Raw genomic sequence first — 18854 nt, forward strand, 5'->3', positions numbered from 1 at the left:
CCAGGTACTATATCCTGCAGGTCAAAGATCTTCGCTCACAGGCCAAAAAGCGGATATTAACTGGCAGTCTGCAAAGCAGTAATACCATTAAAAGCTATCACTATGCAGCCCTTATTAATAAATTTGTATTTAAATCTTATGGTTGGTCTATAGTATTTGTAGCTTCAATACTAAGAATGTTTACTGGTAGAATATCATTTTATCTCACAAGAAGAAACTTCGCCTCTAACACCGCTTTGTATGGAGGTTATACCACATCTTACCATGGATTCAATAGCCTCCTGCGTATAAAAAGCGTAATGCTGGGTATACAAAACATTCGGAAATTGTTTCAGATACAAAAGGGCTCTGTTATCCATAATCCTTGTACCAACATGTACATGCATAACACCTGTTTCCTCTTCCAGCGTATCAATTCCAGCTCCTCCTACCTGCTCCTCCTCCAGCGCTTTTATCAGACTCTCCGTATCAATAAGTTGTCCTCTGGCTGTATTAATTAAGATTACACCCTTTTTCATCTTGTATATACTCTCATCATTTATCATGTGATAATTCTCATCTGTAAGCGGGGTATGCAATGTAATAATATCACTTTCTTTATATAACCGCTCCAGCTCCACATATTCTGCCAGGCCTTCAATGGAAGGATTACGGTATCTGTCATTGGCAAGAATCCTACAGCCAAATCCACTGAGATTCCTTATAACCGTAGAGCCAATCTTACCGGTACCGATAACTCCAACCGTAAGACTTCTCATCTCCCGTCCCATCATACCATCCAGAGAAAAATCATTTACCAGAGCACGGCAAATGGAAATCTTAGCTTTTCTAAGCATTATGAGCATCATCATAACTGTAAAATCAGCCACATTGTTGGGATTGTAGTAAGCATGGTAAGCATGGATACCAAGTTCCCTTACTGCTGTCATATCGAAATGATCATAACCAATGGTTCTGGTCGACAGGTGCTTGATACCATATTCATTCATTTTGACAAGGACCTCCCTGGAAACATTACTGTATCCCAATACAGAAACTCCGTCAAACTCCCTGGCCTCCTCCAAGGTCTCCAAGGTAAGGTGTTTGTTCGTAAGTACTATTTCGTCCGTAGTTTCTTTCTGGATTGCCTTGAAAATATCTCTTTCAAATTCTGCTACGTCATATACGTAAATCCTCATATCAAGCTCCTATCTGTGTGTTTTAATATGCGTTTAAATAAAGGGGCGGGAAAGTATACTTTTGCTCTTACTTCTTTCCTGTTGTTTTATGGGGTTGACTTTTCTGGTCTTTGGGCTTTTGGTCTTTGAGCTTTTCTGGCCTTTGGGCTTTTCTGGTCTTTCTGGCTTTTATTAGAGTTAATGTAATTATTACTTATGCACCATACCTACTGTATTTCTATAAAAATTAGTGATATTTGCGATCAGAGTTGACTTTGTGCTATCAACTCTACTTGAGAATAGGGCATTCTTGTTTTTGCAGTGACCTCCTCAACGGTCATTCCTGACTTTAGAAACCTCCGCACCACATACTCCATAGTCTCACCAACCTCAATAACATGCTTGTCCGGATCATAGATACGTATTACTCGCTGTCCCCAATCGTGTTCTATGCATTTATTCAGATATTTAATAGAAAAATTACTTTTCTCTAATATATTCAAGAAACCATCAATATTATTTTCTTCAAAATACAGTTCCGCATCGTTACCACCTATTGTTACACTTCTTTCAATGAACTCTTCCCACAGTTTCTTTTCCTGTAATACAAGCCCTTCTGTTAAGATTACATTTTCACCAAAGTCAGAAACTACCTCTAAGCCAAATAAACTCCGATAGAATTCTTTGGATTTTTCAATATCTTGAACGACAAATAGAATATTCTTAAGCTTCATTAATACACTCTCCTAAAATCAACATTATATCTAAACACATCTTTTTTAATTTTATATTGTAGTTACCATTATTTTATCATAGATTTTCTATGTTTCATATAACGCCATTCAAATATTAATTCACTCTTTACAAACCCTAATTATCATAATATATTTAGTTAAAACCAATTCACTCTATAATTGAACAGTTTGAAACATTTTCAGAAGTTTGAAACATTTTAAGAAGCATGCATCAAATTTAATTTTTTACAAGTCAATAATCTGAATTACTTGAGCTATTTCAGTTTTATAATAGAAAAGCTAAAATCGAAAACAGAACAAAAGACTTGAATTTACTAGTAAAACCAGCGTGTCAAATATTTTTTACATACCAATTTGGCTAATGGAAAATCCATTTGATAGAAATAATTTATTTCATGTCATATCATTGGTTCAGGTCAAGAGAACAACAGCATAGAAAGGAGGCATAGTTCAATGGAACTTAACACTCAGATAAAAAAATATCGTGCAAAAATGAATTTATCTCAGGAAGAGCTAGCTGAAAAAGTCTTTGTTACCAGGCAAACCATTTCTAATTGGGAAAACAGCAAAAATTATCCTGATATTCATAGTCTTTTATTGCTTAGTTCATTATTTAATATATCTCTTGATCAACTAATTAAAGGAGATATCGACATTATGAAAGAAGAAATTAAAGAATCCGAACTTCACAAGTTCAATCGAAATGGTAGTAATTTCACCATACTTTTGATTATAACCATTATCTCATTTGTTCCGCTTACAATATTTTTGAACATTTACGGTTTAATTATTTCAATCATTTTATTTATCATAACTTTCATCTATTCACTTAAAGTAGAAAGATTTAAGAAACAAAATAATGTTCAGACCTATAAGGAAATTGTAGCATTTACAGAAGGTAAACGATTAGATGAAATTGAAAAAAATCAAGAATACGGCAAACGTCCATATCAACAAATTTTGTTAATGTTAGGAAGTGCTTTAATAACTCTGTTCATTTCTCTGCTATTACTTTGGTTATTGAAACCGTTCCTATAACTATATTTCTAATGGAATATAATATATTAGGCCAAGTTCCTAATATATATGGTAAAGACAAGCATTAACGACAAGAAATAGTAATGCAATAAAATCTTATTGTATTACTAAATCCCTCCTAATTAGATAGATTAGGAGGGATTTAGTAATTAGTTATTATTTCTCATAACGATTTTTAACGATAGGATCTTACCAATTAGAAAGCATCAAATACTATGAATTAAAATCTGCATCTTTGAACAACTATAACAATCCTTATTTTAGCTATTGTATTTCACTATAATTTTCTTGCTTTGATTACAAATGTTACAGGAAGCATTTTTGCTTTTTTAGCAAAATCACTGTCCTTATACAATTGAATAATCTCATTATCAGATTCCTCGACCATTTGGTCTATGAGAAAACCTGCTTTTGTTAATGCATTGATATAAGTTGATAGTTTACGATCCGATAAAGAAATCGCACCTCCATCCAATGCTACAGAATACCAGGATTCATCGAAATAGCTTTTTTTAAAGATAAGTGAATCATTTTCGCTGGCAACGCATTTATGTATAGGGTGAGACCAGCTAAAAATAAATATGCCGTCTTTTTTCAGATAAGATGCAATCCTGGTAAAAGTACTTTCAAGATCAGTAGCCCAGCCCACACCATAAACTGAATAAACATAGTCAAAATAATCTACTGGTATTCCACATTCTTCTTCCATGGGAGAACAGATTAATTTTGCTGAATAACCACAGGCTGATAAATACTGCTCCGCCTTTTCTATCTGATTCTCAGAAATGTCTATCCCCCATAATTCAGAAGCATTGTGGTCCCCATGGTATTGCAGTGAATGCCCGGTTCCGCAGCCTATTTCTAACAACTTTTTCCCTGAAACATCCCCAAAGAGATGACACTTTTCCTCCGAGACAAATGCTCCATACATAGGAAGTGCCGTTGTACCTATTACCTCATTTCCTTTTGTGTCCCAAAAAGAACCGTTGGTTTTATGAATATCCTTCTTGTCCATATCAACCGTAATGGCATATCCGACTTCACCAGCTCCTATAATATTAGTTCTGTGATTAGGATTCTTTTTCATACCAATCCCCTCCATTAATATTAGTTTGAAGGTCAGGCGTGGAAATGTTTTCAGCGCTACCCCTTCGTCTCGAGCCAAAGAAGGCGCTGCTCCGTGAAACCGGCTGAAGGCTCTTGAAAAAGCAGCTTGAGAATCATATCCATAGCGCATAGCTATATCTATTATTTTTTCACCTTTTCTGATATCTTCTGCAGCTACTGATAATCGCCTGCGGCGAATGTATTCGGACAATGGGATCTGTGCTAAAAAAGAAAAAATTCGGCGAAATTCCCACTCTGAACAGTTCAATATTTTTGCTGCCGCATAATAGTCAATATCTCCAGATAGATTATTTTCAACATAATCAAGTGCTTGGTTCATACACCTCTGCCAATCCATAACCTCACCTCCTGTTACTAATATAGCAAGAATTCAGGGACAAATCATTGCATTAGGTGTATTTAGATGCAATGGGAATGATATTTGAAATATATATTATACTAATATAATATCATAGATACAGCTATATTGGATTTACTTTTATTAAAGGGTAGGATACTCATTTAGAGCTGTAAAAAAAGTATAACGGTAAATATCGTACTCATTAAAATAACAACTGGTGGTTTATTAAATGATTTTAATAAAGAAAGCCTGGAAATCATTTTTATATGGCTTCCCAGGCTAGTTTCCCAATTACTATTACTCAAACTCCAGATTGACAGTTTGGTGTATAAACAGAAATCATCGATTTTAAGGGCTTTTTAGGAAGATAAATAACTATAAAATGATATAAAAAAATGAAAAAATACAATTTTAATGCAATGGAGTACATTCATATTCTACTATTTCTTTAATGACAATAAATTCAAAATCTCAATATTACTTTCAAAGTAGACGTTCGGAAATGATCGTCTATTTTTTATTTGAGAAAAGAATCTTTATATGACATATAGTATTAAGCAAACAGCTAAGATACTTTTAACAATAATTGTATTTAACATATATGAATGATATAATAATCTTATCCTTTGGATATGGAGGCATCAAATGATGACATATTTAAAAACTAATCCCAGTATAATTATTTCTACACTTTCACTGATTGTAGCACTTTTGGCATTTATGGTGAATCGAAAAACATCCAAATTAAACAGCTATAATCAAAAGGCATGTTATAATGTTTTTTTGATTAAAAAAGGCTTATTGGCACATTTGAAAAATAAATATGATTTTAATGTCAAAATATATCCCTCTATATTATCAGAGGTTATTCCTTTTAATTATAGCTTATGTATTCGACCCTACATTGGCGGTATCTACAGAACACAGATTTTTTCTACTTTTGACAATGAGTACTCTCTAGGTATAGATAGAACACTTCCTGTAATTTTATTAGCAAAGCCCAAAGGTCTTTCCCCTAAAAAGTATGCCAATAAAGCAGAGTACTATCTGTCTTCTACTCCCCAATTTCCATATGCGTATGCCTCTGGAAAATTTGATGAAAATACTAGAAAGCCTGATAGACAATTAAACCGGTATCATTTTTACATTGAAATTACAGATTATTGTAATAATATAGAAATATGGTACATGTCTTTTTCACTTTTACTCAGCAACATTAAAGAAGGAAAAGGGAAATGGTATAAATGTACTTATTACCATGGGTATGAATATTATACTTTTAATGACATAAACATCGTATCACCAAAAGATATTCCCAAAAATCTTGACCGAACAAATAATTTTACTAAGACAATAGAAGAAATTGTGGGGAAAAAAGAAAATTCTCTTGATTCTATTAATTTAATTGAACATGGATTTGATAAAATGGAATATGATTTTCAGCTATATGAAATGAAAGAATATATAGCTTTTTTAAAAAGACTTCGTGAAAATAAATTATATAATTAAGCCTCTAACTATTCAAACTCAGCGCCTAGAATCATTTATCAGATACATTTATTTCTGTTTATTGTTTATAAATCGCTGAAGTCCACATATTATTTTGTTTTTCATATGGCGTGAAGATATTTTAGAATCAAAATAGAATCAATAATTTACTTGCTGGCGGTATTAATGAAGTGACCATAAGAAAATATGAAGCCGGTGACAAAAAAACCAAAACCTGACCAGCTTCTTAAAATTTCCAATGCTCTTGGCATAAGTATCAATTTATTTACGGATTTTGATATAGAAACAGTTTCAGATGTGCTGTCCTTAATCTTTAAAATGGACGAGCAGGTGGATGTGGGTTTTCAGGGAAAGAAGAATTCAAGGGGTGCGATTGATCCAAAGACATTGACATTGCGTTTTAATCATCCACAGATAAATGAAAGACTATCTAAGTGGACACAGGCGAAAACTGCTTTACATAAGACTATTGATTCTAAGGATGAATTCGCAAGTGTTGAGGAATATAATTCTGAAGTAGCGGAATTGGAATATGTGAGAGAATTAAGCAGAGCATGGTGAATAGTAATTTGATAGTGAAGAAGGATACCCTTCGCTTATATTCTAAAATTCTTTAATACAAATGGAAGGATAACAATTATGAACTTAAAAAAATTCAAATCTGTATATGGAAATGATCAAATCTTGGAGGAAAACTTTGTAACATTTAGGATTTGGGCTGAAAATACCTATATTTCATTTAAAAAATATTTCGATATACAAAAAGCGGAGTTACAACAGTTTTCATCTCCTAATGAAGATTTTAACTTCTCAGACTCCTACCAAGAATTTATCCAGGAATGGGATTATATATCTATATTCAATATAATTAATGTGTATAGTGAAATGAATTGGCCACTTGATGAAAAACACTCATCACAATCAGTTCAATTCTACCCAGAGCATGATGCATTTGGATATCAAACCTACTTTTCTGATATATATCAAAAAGTCCAAGGAATCAAAGATAATATTGAATTCTTTTATGCATTAATAATATTAATTGATGGAATACAAAAAAATACTCCTCTTTATGCACACTATGCATCTATAATATATAAAGGTGTAAAAAAATATGAATTAAGTAGTGCAAGAGTAGTTTTAGAAACTAAGGAAACTAAAAAGGTATTTGTTGCTATGAGTTTTGATAAAAAATTAAAAACTGCAAGATCAAATATCGAAAAAGCAATCAAAGATACTGGATATACTCCTATACTTATTGATGTTAAAGAACACAATAATCAAATTGTACCAGAAATCTTTAAAGAAATATCAGATAGTCATTTTATAATTGCCGATTTAACAGGGCAAAGAGGTGGTGTATATTTTGAAGCTGGTTATGCTCTAGCTAATAATAAGCCTTTAATTCTTTCATGCGCACAAACCGAATTTAAAAAAGTGCATTTTGATGTTGCACAAATCAACACTATCTTTTGGGAAGATGAATATGATCTATATGAAAGATTAAAGGCACGCATTGATTCAACAATTGGCAATGCTATATAAAGACGAATCAGTACAACAACTCTTAAAATAGAATCAAACTAGAATCACAAAAAAAACAACGCTACAACCCTTCATTTTACTGGGTTGTAGCGTTTCTTCATGTCACTCAAACTCTTGCTGGGCATTTTACCACAACTCGCCAAATGCATAAGGCTTCCCAGACTCGTTGCTACTATTCAAACTCGATAGTTAGTACTATATATTGTATTTCATTATTTCTTTTTGCACTATATTTTGTATTTTTATTCTGTATATTCCATCATTTCCATTGATTTTTGAAGAATTTTGCTGACAAAATGACGACATTTCGTTTTACAACTACTTGTTTTTCTACAATTTAATTAGGTTTTTAAGACGCACCATTTTCATTTTTCTCTAAAATTGAAATAATATCCGTCGATATATTATTTCTAAATTTCAAAGCATTAAATGACCTATTAAACACCTTGTTTTTCTTATATAAATAGGACATAAGATTTCTCATATTTGTACTTGACGCATTGTACGTATCATCTCCTAATGGACTATTTTCCATAATCGTTTTTATGTCTTCAAGCAATAATGGATGATTCAAATCTACATCAAAGTAATAAAATATCGTGGCTAGAACCATAGATACACCTGTATGGAACTTAGTTGAGCGCTTGTCTTCTCCCTTAAAAATTGCAATAGAAAACGGATATTCTACTGCCTCTGCTAACTTCAACATAAAAAAGTTAAATTTATTAAATTCATTTTTTATTGCTTGGAGTGTTTCGCTCCCTGTTTTGTATGCATTTGAACGTTCCTCAAGATATTTATTTGCAATCTCAACTCCATCTTTATACATTACATTTGGTCCATTATTTATGATGCTTAAAATTATACATAGTTCCTGATGATTTCTTTGTTTATTTTTTCTATCACTTGTAACATTATATATTTTTATAAGCTGTGCGGACATATCTGCTTTTTCAATATTTTCAATATTGTGGTTCAGAAAATTAGTAATATAAAGACTAGTAGATGAATAAAAGGTCGCCATTGACATTTCATGTCTTTCAAGAGGCTTAGTATTTCGATTATATCTTTTAAATAACTCAATCTCCATGTCATCACTCGAAAATGACTCAAACTCTAATACAGAAAGATGACTTCCAAGAATTTTAAATTTTATTTCTTTATCAAGTTGAGAAAATCTCTTATTTTTAAATTTTTCATTATCTTTTAAAAGTTCTAAGTCAGTAAGAGAAAATTTATCCTTTATAAACCTATAAATAGCAGTCAATCTATGTTGTCCATCCATAACATGTCTTAGCTGAATCCCATCGTTTCCAGTTCTAACCAAAAATATTTCAGGAATAGGAATTCCTACTATAATTGACTCAATTATTGAGCTTTCTTCCTTTGCTTTTGATCGGTATTCTCTTTGATAATCTGGACTTAAAATAATCCCCTGCAAGAATTCCAGTTGATCTTCCTCACTTAATTCTTCACTAGCTTTCTTTAGATATCTTTCACCTTTATCTATAAAATTAACCATGTCCTGAATGGATATAAGTGGTCTAGTATACTCTACTTTTAACGGTAATTCCATTATTACGGTCTCCTTCCTACATATGTTCTTTAATAAATCGAATAGTTTTAACCATATTATCTTTATCTGGATATATATTTTCAAATGTTATACCTAATTTAAACAGCTCTTTTAATATATCTTCTTTGCAATTCTTATCAATTACAGCTATTTTGGTATAGTTCGACAGCATTGCATCCAATGAGTCGCTTGCTTCCACCTTTAAAAAACAACCTTTTTGAAAATGTATCCGTTCATTACAATTTCCCACACGAACAAAGTATGATTTATCAGAATATTCTCGCTGTAAAGCCATTTTTAATTCATTATCTGAAAAATCAACAAGTTTTCGTTCTGACTTTATTGTACTTTTGTTATGCGATAGAGCATCGACAAAATAAACTATAGAATGATTATCTATATAGTCATATTCTTCCACTGCAAAAAGTAGGGATATCAGATGGGCTTCTGTAAAATCTAAATAATTAGTTGGTAAGCCAAAGTGCTGACCATATGCTCTCAATTCTTCATTGTTCTTTTTTTCTGTTTTATCATCATAATATAGTACACGTTGCTTAAATGTTGATTCATATTGAGACAAATGTCCTATGTAACCATCTTTGTATAACCTATGCAGAGATGGTTCTAATTTATATGTACAATCCTTCTGGCCTCTCGATACATAATTATTTTCTTCAAACGTACTTATAAACTCAATATATGCACCTACGCTATCAATAAAAATTATGTTATCTAAGGGAACCCCTAGTTTTTTTGATAACGTTTCCACAACATTATCATCGCCCCATTTTTTAATGTCTGAAATTCTACTTTTGATCATACTTTCTTCCGAAAAATCATATTTAATTTGAAGAATATTGTCTTGTATTTCAACCTCATCTGGCTCAAGGATTTTAGAAAATAATGAGTATACCATTTTTTTATCATTATCAATTATTTCTGCTTCAACGTCACCCTGAATAATTTCTATTGACTGTTCGATTTTTATTTTTTGAAAGACGTTGAAGAGAATTTTTTGCTTTTCTTCTTCATTTTCATTTTTTTTAATAAATTCATCAATTTCTTGATCTGTCTTTTCTAACTTTTCAATTGATTTAAAGTCTCTGATTTCAGGTTTTTGTAATATTTCATCAACATCATTTGTATTATTCATGATAACGGATACTATTTTATACAAATCATCTAATACCACCTATATTTCCTCCTATCGTATTTTATCAGCATATATTTCCATATGTTTTTATCAATAATCTTTGCTCTTTTCATAAACTTGTTGTAAGTCTTTCCAATTGGTTGGTTTGGTTGAATTGGTTGAATTGGTTGATTTGGTTGATTTTTTATCCAATCACCTTTCCTGTATTATCCAACGACCATTTCTGTTTGATCCATACCGTTTGATTTTTTTATCATCTTTCAACTTCTTAATGTTATATTTTACTTGATTTGAAGTCCAACCTAATGCTTCCTGTATCTCAATTGTTTTTATTTGAGGTTTTTCACTTAGTAATAATAATAATGCTTCTTCTGCACTGCTATCATTTTGACTTTTATGACCAGATACCTTTCCATCATTTATACTACTTGCATCGTAGGTTTCACCATTATTAAAAGTAATGGTTCTATCTGTGGCGATAATCTCACTCATATAGTCAAGCAAAGCATCTACCATTGCACCATCTCCATCAAAAACCAAAGTTTCGTAACTGATTAGATATTTCAGTTCCTCTATGACACGTGCTTTGATTTCATATTGTGATAACTGGCACTCCCTACATTCTTGTAATAGATGGTGATAAGATAAGATTTGACACAGCTCACAATATTCAAACCTTTCTATCAGCTCTTGCATTGGAACCAGACTTTTTGATATCGTAGGTCTTACTTCCATCTCTCCATCCTTCCTCTGAAAGATTGATTGATGATTATTTACTCTTTTGTTATTTACTTTGTTATTAATTACTTGTGTTGGATGTTCCGTATGCGGTATGCCCGTAATCGAAGGAACCGTTTTCGATTTCTCCGTGAACGGATTTACCGTAATCGGATTTTCCAATTGCGGTGGAACTGGTACCTGATGCACTTCAATCACATTTTTACCAAAGCGCCCTCTCCCAGTTCTCTCTTGTCCACCAGTCAGATATCCTCTTTTCATTAATTCATTCACACTAGAACGGATACAATCTACTCCGTCTGGTAGAATTTTTGAAAAGCCTTTCAAATTAAAATCCCAATTGTCTGATAGGGACAATATCGTTACCAGCATTCCTCGATCTCTCAAACTAAGCTTTTTATCAAGTAAAATATCTTTGCTTACATTCACATATAGTCCCTGGGTTTTATTCTTTAAAACTGCCAAAAAATCACTCCTTTCAATTGAAAAGGGGCGGCGACTATGCTAGAATACATTTATATGTAACGTACATGCATAGTCATGTGCCCAAGCTCCTGCGCCAACAGGAGCTTTTTCTTTTCTCTAAACTTCATCATCAGTTACCTCTTCATACATGCTTCTTCGTAGTAGATACGGTTGATTTTCCCACTCATTACAAGCAATTTCGGATTTTCTTTTTTCATTCGTTCCGATAATTCCTTAATAATGGCGTATCCTTTGCTTCGGCAAACTCCCCAATCAGCACATACCTCGTTTACATCTACATAAACTGGTTTTTCCATCACTTCCATACGTTTCTCTCCTCTCGTGTAATATTTGGAATAGAAATAAATTTATTACTATCTTGATTTTATTATACAGAAATATATTTATTTCTGTCAAGTACAAATTAGAAAGATTTTTATTTCTGTTCTTTCTATTTTTTCTATTCTATGATAAAATGGGTTCATCATTAAGAAAATGAGGTGATTTTTGAGATGTCAGTTGGACACAAAATAAGAGCCATACGTGATCTAAGAAGTATGACTCAAAAAGAACTTGGTATCAAAGCTGGATTTTCAGCAGCTACTGCCGATGTTCGAATACGACAGTATGAAAGTCATAAAATGATTCCAAAAGAAGATAAGTTAAAAGAGATTGCAGCCGCTCTTGATGTAGATGTAAGTGCATTAAAAGATCATGATATCTATTCTGATCTAGATCTGATGCAGATCTTATTTGAATTAGAGGAAAATCACGGACTGGTAATAGAAAAAGAAGCTGGTCGGTATGTATTGTCATTTGACGAGTCACATCCATTGTTTCGATACACCAATTATAAGCTCGACAGCTGGTACCGAGCCAAATCACAACTTCTATCCAATTCAGAAGATTCGGGATATGATGATAAAGAATATTTACTTTGGAAATACAGATTCCCACTTGATACTATGGAAATAGAGAAAACGAATGCGGCTAAAGTACAGGAAAAATACAAGCCATTTGTGAATAACACCTATAGTATAAAAAAGGTTAATGAATTCATTCTTTTATTTGAGAGATTAATTAGAAGTGGATTTGATATACAGATTGCATCAGCTCCTGAAAGATCTGGTATCGGAACCTTTGTTTGCTGTGCTATATTTAAACATTCAGAATTATTAGAAGCTACTGGCGAAGCCGCCAATGCTTATGCAGAGTATCTTTCCATGGTAAGTTATCTGGAGAAGTCAGGAATTGAGATTGAACGAGAGACGAACTCGTTTGATGGTGAAACCTTGTTAGGGGTTTACTTTTATAGTTCTGTATTGTCCACTGCGCTGAATCATACGGTACGAGAAATAATTAAGGCTTACAAAGAAGGTATGTTGGATGATAAGATTATGCAGATACAGTATAAGGATTCGTTGCAGACATTTAATGTACCGATCAAAGATTAATAATGTACGTTTTCGCATTATTAATCAAATATTAATTATACTAAGGAGCTAACTTACAATGGATGTAAATAGAATTTTAATTTCTTCTGTGCAGATAAAAAATTTTAGATCTATTAGAAACGAAACTTTAAAAGTCAATAATTTTAATATTTTTGTTGGTTTAAATGATGCAGGAAAATCTAACTTTTTAAAACCACTTAATCTATTTTTTAATAATCAAACAGATTACAATACTCCGTTTAATTTCTCGATAGATTTTTCATTTTTATTTCCAAAAAAGGACATAACACTCGTGAAATTAAGATTATAATAAAGTTCATCGTTCCAGAAGGCTATAAAGGATCCAGATTAATAACTTGAAAAAAAACGATGAAAAAACTGGGAAGTCGCTTATTTAGCGGCTTCCCATCGTTATTAGGTCACTCAAACTCGGCCCGTTTACTTATTGTACGAAACATATTTGTTTAGTTTTCATTTGTAATAAGCCCTTATTTTATCTCTATTTCACATTTTATTTTGGTTCGTAAAGCGAACGTATTGTGCATTCATCTTACAGCGTTCTCTTATTTCTGCGAATGGCAGCAAGCCTGTCCATATCACCATGCTTGATGGCATTGTCCAGTGCCTCTACAATCTTATCTTTTCTCTTCAAAAAATCCGGTCCGGTCATATTTGCCGCTACTGTGTGATGCGTAATGAAAGAGCAATCACAGTTCAAATTCTCAACAAATGTTTTAAGTTCCTCCAGCATTTCCTTTTCACTTAAAGGTTCAAATTCACCTCGCTGTGCTTCTTCTAACAAAGGTGTTCCCGGAAAGAGCGTAAGGCCTCCGGTACCTACTAGCATCGGTTTGCACTGGCTGAATATCTTTGCTGAATTAATGGCATGCTCATGGCTGTGCTCTCTTCCGGCAACACCATTTAAGAACGTCATCCAATAATTGATTCCGGCTTCCTCCAACTTATGACACTGCTCCAGGATATCACTTGCGTGATATCCCTTATTGATGCGGTCCAGCGTCCAGTCATCGCCACTTTCAATACCAAGAGAGACTTCATTCATGCCCAGTTCCTTCAGACTTTTTAACTCTTCCACAGTCTTATTTTTAAGATCTGATACTCTGCCCTGTGTATATATGACTTCCATATTTGGAAGATATTTTTTTATCATTTTCAGAATTGGTGCCAGTTTGTCATAGCTCATTGCCAACGGATTGGCGGACAAAAGCTGTATAGTCTTAGCCTCGGGTACCATTTCTGCAAGTTCTTTAAGGTCTTCCTCAATCCACTCCATTGGTTGCAATCTAAAAGGCACATCCTTATACATAGTGCAGAACTTGCAACTATTATGTGTACAACCTTGTGTAATTTGAAGTAGTGGAAATGTTGGCCAATATGGATTCCTGTATACTGTATCTGTAAAATGCATCTAATTCACCTCCTCTTAACATCCATATCCATTTGCAAGCTCATTTACGATATCCTCGCAGGAATCGATTGTCTTTATGAGACTTGCTGCACTTGATACGGAATTGATACCTGCTTCCATATCTCCTTTAAGCATTCCTGCGTAGAAGCTTCCTATAGACGGCTTCAGGTTTCCTTTATTGTTTTCTTCTATAGCTTCCTTAGCCACCTTATGCGGAGTTGCTCTCCATTTAAGATATCCATCAGCCTCAGTTAAGACTACCAGATCATCTGCACCGGTATTTAAGATATCATCCTTTGTTGCCTGTGCAGCCCTGCATTCCTTGGATAGGACAAAACGTGTTCCTGCATAAGCGCCTTCTGCTCCAACGCAAGCACTGGCCTTTGCCATCGCCTCATTCACGATTCCACCGGCAGCAAGTACCGGTATTTTTACCGCTTCAGCAATCAGCGCTGTCTTCACCATCGTTCCGGTCGCTTCGACAGGCATTCCACCTCCCTCATCACATCCTGTAGCAATGATCACATCAACACCGGCTTCCTCTGCTGCTTTTGCAGATGCCACAGTTGGATACATGTCGCGGTAGATGATCTTAAACCCTGCATCTTTCCACTCTCTAATCTGCGCAGAATCAATCGATCCTATTGCTGCCAGAACTTTTACTCCTTCTTCTTTACAGATCTCGATAGTTGCTTTGGAAAAGCCTGCCCCATCAAACACAGAAGTCATCACATTCATACCAAAAGGTTTGTCTGTCAGTTCCTTTGTCCTGCGGATCACTTTTCGCATTTCTTCCGCTGTTTCTTCTGGTGTTGCTTTTCCTGTCTCAAATCCGGCATTGAATCCTAAGATTCCCAGTCCTCCTGCATTGGATACCGCTGCAACTAATTCCGGGGAAGTGATCCATGTCATAGGTGCCTGTACCACTGGTTTCGTAATTTCTAATACTTCACATACTCTGTTCATCATTGCGCCTCCATTTCTTAAAGATCAAATACAAAATCTTCTATCGGTTTTCTTTCATAGTGCCAGGCGTTCGCTTTCGCCCTGTCATTCGGATAACCAAGACCCAACATCATGACTGGAATCATATGATTCGGAAGTCCAAAGGTATCCACAACTGTCTTAGAATCAAAACCCCTAACCCAAATCGTGTGCACGCCCAGCTCTTCCGCCTCATACATCATGGTTGCTGCCGCTATGCTGGCATCCTGTTCACCGGAATTGTAGTTTCTGTAATACTGATCACCTGGATTCATCCACACCTCCCTGACATCGTAGCAGACAAGGATCATCAGTGGCACATTGTAATGAAAATGAGTTACTGTCTTCAGCTTAGCCAATCCTTCCTCGCTGCGTATCAGGTAAAACTTCTGTGGCTGATAATTGCAAGCTGTCGGGACAGTCCGACCTGCTTCAAGGATCTTATCCAGCTTTTCCTGTTCTACAGGGCGGCTGTCGAAGAATCTCTCCGAGTATCTATTCTTTGCAAGTTCCAAAAATTCCATATGTTTACCGCCTTTCCAATCTTGTTATCTTTTCTTTATGTTCTACATTTTATAATCCATTCTTGCAAAAGTACACATACAGAATTATAATTATGATAGATATTTTTACATGTTTTATATTTTGTAAGAAATGGAGGGCATAATCATGGCTGATCGAACAAAAATATGGATTGCTGATACTATGCGGAAACTCATGGCAAAAAAGCCAATCGACAAGATTCGTGTGACAGAAATATGCAGGGAGGCGGAGATCGAGCGCCCGACTTTCTATTATCACTTCAATGATAAATATGACTTGATGGCATGGATTTTCTTCCAATCCGCTTATAATACAGATGTGTTGGACTTGGAATCTGCCGCCAGTGCACTTGACCAGATGAAAAAAGACTTCATATTTTACAAAAGAGCCTACGAGGATAACTCGCAAACTCCCATGTGGCAATATATGCTTGAATATTTCTCTGACCGCTATACACAGCTTGCAGTGACTTTATGCGGTACAAATACTCTGGATGAACAGACAAAATATAGCATCCGTCTTTACTGCTATGGAGCTCTCGGTATGACCAGAGAATGGCTCTTTAATGACAATATCACACCATCAAAGACTGTCATTCAGATGATGTTTAACTCTATGCCGGAGTCACTAAAGGCGATATATTTTCAATCCTAAAATCTTCACGCATAATACTTGTGGAAACCAAAATTCTCCTGGAATTCGGGCTTTTTAGGCAAGAATATATCCCACAAAAACTTTACCCTCGCTTATTCTTCATAATCATATTATTCTGCTGACATTTTGCTGACGCAAAAACCGGGAAGCCGCTAATTTAGAGGCTTCCCGGCGTTATTATGTTATTCAAACTCTATAGTAGCCGGTGGTTTCCCCGTACAATCATAGAGTACTCTATTTACATGTTTCACTTCATTTACAATCCTTGAAGACACCTTACCAAGTACTTCCCAAGGCAGCTCTGCTGCCTCCGCAGTCATAAAGTCTGTCGTTGTAACAGCTCTTAACGCTACTGCATAGTCATAGGTTCTCTCATCCCCCATAACACCAACTGAACGCATATTAGTAAGAGCGGCAAAATACTGTCCGATGCTTCTGTCTATACCTGCATTTGCAATCTCTTCACGGTAGATAGCATCCGCATCCTGTATTATCTTAACCTTTTCTTCTGTTACATCTCCGATAATACGGATAGCAAGTCCAGGTCCGGGGAAAGGCTGTCTGTATACCAGGTTTTCAGGTATTCCAAGCTCAAGACCGGCTTTACGTACTTCATCCTTGAACAAATCTCTTAAAGGCTCGATTATCTCCTTGAAATCCACATAGTCAGGAAGTCCGCCTACATTGTGGTGGCTCTTGATAACAGCAGATTTTCCCAAGCCGCTTTCGATAACATCGGGATAGATGGTTCCCTGTACTAAGAAATCTACCGTACCGATTTTCTTTGCTTCTTCTTCAAATACACGGATGAACTCTTCACCAATGATCTTTCTCTTTGCTTCCGGTTCGGAAACACCGGCTAATTTATCATAAAATCTCTGCTGTGCATTTACCCTGATAAAATTCAGGTCAAACTGCTCGGTAAAGATCTTCTCAACTTCATCTCCTTCGTTCTTACGAAGTAAGCCGTGATCTACGAAGATACAGGTTAACTGCTTTCCTACTGCTTTGCTGATCATAACTGCAGCAACAGAAGAATCAACACCACCGGATAATGCACAGAGAACTTTTTTGTCACCAATCTTTTCTTTCAGACTGATAATGGATTGCTCTGTAAAGGAATCCATTTTCCAGTCTCCGGAGCAACGGCATATTTCATAAAGGAAGTTATAAAGCATCTTGGTTCCTTCCTGGGTATGAACTACTTCAGGATGGAACTGTACTCCATAAAGTTTCTTTGCTTCCAGCTCAAGTCCTGCAGCCGGGCAGGAATCAGAGGTTGCGGTTACTTCAAAGCCTTCCGGTAATTTCTCTACATAGTCAGTATGGCTCATCCAGCAGACTGAGGTCTCGGTAACTCCTTTGAATAACAGGGATTTCGCATTGACTGTTACATCTGTCTTACCATACTCTCTCTTTGTTGCGCTGGTAACTTTACCTCCTAAAAGGTGCGTCATCAGCTGGCAGCCATAACAGATACCAAGCACCGGTATACCAAGTTCGAAGATTTCCTTATCGCAGTGAGGTGCATCTTCTGCATATACACTTGCAGGACCTCCTGTAAAGATGATACCTTTGGGTGCTATTTCTTTAATCTTTTCAATGCTTGTATTGTAGGGCAATACTTCACAGTATACATTACATTCTCGAACTCTTCTTGCAATGAGCTGATTATACTGTCCGCCAAAATCAAGGACAATTACCATTTCCTTATCCACTGGTTTTTCCTCCTAATGCTGTTTGTATATTCATTTTTCTCAACAGTGACCGTTAATATTCTTCTGTATCCTCTATAGGAAATCCAGACCAAAATATTTTTTTATTATATCAGACTTTCTTACAACTGGCAATGCTATATTAATTACCCTATTTATAACTATTCTTTACCTTATTTATTAAAGGAATAAAACTAACATCAATAAGAGAAAAAGCAGCTCGCAAAGCTGCTTTTATGACAACAACCATTATTACAATTATTGTAACTTACCAATATTATAATAAGAACAAAGAAATATCGTATTACAAGATCCAGCTAACATCATCATTAAGAATTCTAAAATAACACCTTATTAAAAATTCCTTATAATAATTCCTTAAAATAGTTTTTTAAAATAGTTTCTTATACTAAGTTTCTTATACTAAGTTTCTTATACTAAGTTTTTTAAAATAACTTCTTGCCTCATTATAACCTGAAATTGAACTAATTAAATTTATAGCCAGCTTTATCTGTGTTATTATTTAATCCAAACCAAATCGTGTAAAGGATACTCACCATGAACTACCCGAATAATAAAATCAGAATCACATAAAAGCAAACATCTAAATTATCTAACAAGATAATTAAACCTCAACTTGTTTATTGCAATTTACGTATAAAATATATTAA

General features: G+C 34.6%; 18 protein-coding genes. 7 read left to right on the forward strand and 11 right to left on the reverse strand.

Annotation, left to right across the window (positions count from 1 at the left end):
- Positions 1-194 precede the first annotated feature (194 nt).
- Together BR73_RS0125835 and BR73_RS0125840 are read right to left on the reverse strand one after the other, a co-directional pair.
- Entirely contained in the window at positions 195-1178 is a 984-nt protein-coding gene (locus BR73_RS0125835) for an NAD(P)-dependent oxidoreductase (protein ID WP_033168626.1), read from the reverse strand.
- 242 nt (positions 1179-1420) lie between these two features.
- On the reverse strand, positions 1421-1891 hold the full coding sequence (locus BR73_RS0125840; protein ID WP_033168627.1) for a VOC family protein: 471 nt from the start codon (positions 1889-1891) through the stop codon (positions 1421-1423).
- Between the two features lie 474 nt (positions 1892-2365).
- Between BR73_RS0125840 and BR73_RS0125845 the strand changes: the two genes are divergently transcribed.
- Positions 2366-2950 (forward strand): helix-turn-helix transcriptional regulator, encoded by a 585-nt coding sequence (locus BR73_RS0125845; RefSeq protein ID WP_033168628.1) that lies wholly within the window; start codon positions 2366-2368, stop codon positions 2948-2950.
- Positions 2951-3227: 277 nt separating this feature from the next.
- Here the strand turns inward: BR73_RS0125845 and BR73_RS0125850 are convergent, their stop codons facing one another.
- Positions 3228-4415, reverse strand: a complete 1188-nt coding sequence (locus tag BR73_RS0125850) for a helix-turn-helix domain-containing protein (protein ID WP_033168629.1) — start codon at positions 4413-4415, stop codon at positions 3228-3230.
- A 648-nt stretch (positions 4416-5063) separates the two neighbouring features.
- Between BR73_RS0125850 and BR73_RS0125855 the strand changes: the two genes are divergently transcribed.
- From BR73_RS0125855 to BR73_RS28005, 3 genes are all read left to right on the forward strand, one after another.
- Entirely contained in the window at positions 5064-5927 is an 864-nt protein-coding gene (locus tag BR73_RS0125855) for a hypothetical protein (RefSeq protein ID WP_033168630.1), read from the forward strand.
- Between the two features lie 186 nt (positions 5928-6113).
- Positions 6114-6488, forward strand: a complete 375-nt coding sequence (locus BR73_RS26920) for a hypothetical protein (protein WP_051685589.1) — start codon at positions 6114-6116, stop codon at positions 6486-6488.
- 78 nt (positions 6489-6566) lie between these two features.
- Positions 6567-7472, forward strand: a complete 906-nt coding sequence (locus BR73_RS28005) for a hypothetical protein (RefSeq protein ID WP_051685590.1) — start codon at positions 6567-6569, stop codon at positions 7470-7472.
- A gap of 349 nt (positions 7473-7821) precedes the next feature.
- Here BR73_RS28005 and BR73_RS0125870 read toward each other — a convergent pair whose 3' ends face one another.
- From BR73_RS0125870 to BR73_RS0125885, 4 genes are all read right to left on the reverse strand, one after another.
- On the reverse strand, positions 7822-9048 hold the full coding sequence (locus BR73_RS0125870) for a DUF262 domain-containing protein (protein ID WP_033168631.1): 1227 nt from the start codon (positions 9046-9048) through the stop codon (positions 7822-7824).
- Between the two features lie 16 nt (positions 9049-9064).
- Entirely contained in the window at positions 9065-10240 is a 1176-nt protein-coding gene (locus tag BR73_RS0125875; protein WP_033168632.1) for an FRG domain-containing protein, read from the reverse strand.
- A gap of 153 nt (positions 10241-10393) precedes the next feature.
- Positions 10394-11404 (reverse strand): hypothetical protein, encoded by a 1011-nt coding sequence (locus BR73_RS0125880; protein WP_033168633.1) that lies wholly within the window; start codon positions 11402-11404, stop codon positions 10394-10396.
- A 134-nt stretch (positions 11405-11538) separates the two neighbouring features.
- Positions 11539-11730: a hypothetical protein gene (locus BR73_RS0125885; protein ID WP_242860757.1), complete on the reverse strand. Its 192-nt coding sequence runs from the start codon at positions 11728-11730 to the stop codon at positions 11539-11541.
- Between the two features lie 186 nt (positions 11731-11916).
- Between BR73_RS0125885 and BR73_RS28010 the strand changes: the two genes are divergently transcribed.
- Together BR73_RS28010 and BR73_RS0125895 are read left to right on the forward strand one after the other, a co-directional pair.
- Positions 11917-12858 (forward strand): helix-turn-helix transcriptional regulator, encoded by a 942-nt coding sequence (locus BR73_RS28010; RefSeq protein ID WP_051685591.1) that lies wholly within the window; start codon positions 11917-11919, stop codon positions 12856-12858.
- A gap of 58 nt (positions 12859-12916) precedes the next feature.
- A complete protein-coding gene (locus BR73_RS0125895; RefSeq protein WP_033168634.1) occupies positions 12917-13168 on the forward strand; it encodes an AAA family ATPase in 252 nt (83 codons plus the stop codon).
- Positions 13169-13408: 240 nt separating this feature from the next.
- On the opposite strand, the gene BR73_RS0125900 is transcribed toward BR73_RS0125895, so the two are convergent.
- From BR73_RS0125900 to BR73_RS0125910, 3 genes are read right to left on the reverse strand one after another with little or no spacing between them, the layout of a single operon-like run.
- Positions 13409-14287, reverse strand: coding sequence for a radical SAM protein (locus tag BR73_RS0125900; RefSeq protein WP_033168635.1), 879 nt, complete (start codon positions 14285-14287; stop codon positions 13409-13411).
- 15 nt (positions 14288-14302) lie between these two features.
- Positions 14303-15256 (reverse strand): nitronate monooxygenase, encoded by a 954-nt coding sequence (locus tag BR73_RS0125905; protein WP_033168636.1) that lies wholly within the window; start codon positions 15254-15256, stop codon positions 14303-14305.
- Between the two features lie 14 nt (positions 15257-15270).
- Positions 15271-15795, reverse strand: coding sequence for a nitroreductase family protein (locus BR73_RS0125910; RefSeq protein ID WP_033168637.1), 525 nt, complete (start codon positions 15793-15795; stop codon positions 15271-15273).
- 145 nt (positions 15796-15940) lie between these two features.
- On the opposite strand from BR73_RS0125910, the gene BR73_RS0125915 reads away from it, so the two are divergent.
- Positions 15941-16468, forward strand: a complete 528-nt coding sequence (locus BR73_RS0125915; protein WP_033168638.1) for a TetR/AcrR family transcriptional regulator C-terminal domain-containing protein — start codon at positions 15941-15943, stop codon at positions 16466-16468.
- Between the two features lie 182 nt (positions 16469-16650).
- Here the strand turns inward: BR73_RS0125915 and guaA are convergent, their stop codons facing one another.
- Positions 16651-18186, reverse strand: coding sequence for a glutamine-hydrolyzing GMP synthase (gene guaA / locus BR73_RS0125920; protein ID WP_033168639.1), 1536 nt, complete (start codon positions 18184-18186; stop codon positions 16651-16653).
- Positions 18187-18854 lie beyond the last annotated feature (668 nt).

Source organism: Clostridium sp. KNHs205 (assembly GCF_000702945.1).
In the GTDB taxonomy this organism is placed as follows: domain Bacteria; phylum Bacillota; class Clostridia; order Lachnospirales; family Lachnospiraceae; genus Anaerocolumna.

Bases quoted from the DNA above. Each gene is read 5' to 3' on its own strand.
- BR73_RS0125870 (WP_033168631.1), bottom strand. From the start codon at position 9,048: ATGGAATTACCGTTAAAAGTAGAGTATACTAGACCACTTATATCCATT.
- BR73_RS0125910 (WP_033168637.1), bottom strand. From the start codon at position 15,795: ATGGAATTTTTGGAACTTGCAAAGAATAGATACTCGGAGAGATTCTTC.
- BR73_RS0125835 (WP_033168626.1), bottom strand. From the start codon at position 1,178: ATGAGGATTTACGTATATGACGTAGCAGAATTTGAAAGAGATATTTTC.
- BR73_RS0125905 (WP_033168636.1), bottom strand. From the start codon at position 15,256: ATGATGAACAGAGTATGTGAAGTATTAGAAATTACGAAACCAGTGGTA.
- BR73_RS0125915 (WP_033168638.1), top strand. From the start codon at position 15,941: ATGGCTGATCGAACAAAAATATGGATTGCTGATACTATGCGGAAACTC.
- BR73_RS0125840 (WP_033168627.1), bottom strand. From the start codon at position 1,891: ATGAAGCTTAAGAATATTCTATTTGTCGTTCAAGATATTGAAAAATCC.
- BR73_RS0125900 (WP_033168635.1), bottom strand. From the start codon at position 14,287: ATGCATTTTACAGATACAGTATACAGGAATCCATATTGGCCAACATTT.
- BR73_RS26920 (WP_051685589.1), top strand. From the start codon at position 6,114: ATGAAGCCGGTGACAAAAAAACCAAAACCTGACCAGCTTCTTAAAATT.
- BR73_RS0125885 (WP_242860757.1), bottom strand. From the start codon at position 11,730: ATGGAAGTGATGGAAAAACCAGTTTATGTAGATGTAAACGAGGTATGT.
- BR73_RS0125845 (WP_033168628.1), top strand. From the start codon at position 2,366: ATGGAACTTAACACTCAGATAAAAAAATATCGTGCAAAAATGAATTTA.
- BR73_RS28010 (WP_051685591.1), top strand. From the start codon at position 11,917: ATGTCAGTTGGACACAAAATAAGAGCCATACGTGATCTAAGAAGTATG.
- BR73_RS0125850 (WP_033168629.1), bottom strand. From the start codon at position 4,415: ATGGATTGGCAGAGGTGTATGAACCAAGCACTTGATTATGTTGAAAAT.
- BR73_RS0125855 (WP_033168630.1), top strand. From the start codon at position 5,064: ATGATGACATATTTAAAAACTAATCCCAGTATAATTATTTCTACACTT.
- BR73_RS28005 (WP_051685590.1), top strand. From the start codon at position 6,567: ATGAACTTAAAAAAATTCAAATCTGTATATGGAAATGATCAAATCTTG.
- BR73_RS0125895 (WP_033168634.1), top strand. From the start codon at position 12,917: ATGGATGTAAATAGAATTTTAATTTCTTCTGTGCAGATAAAAAATTTT.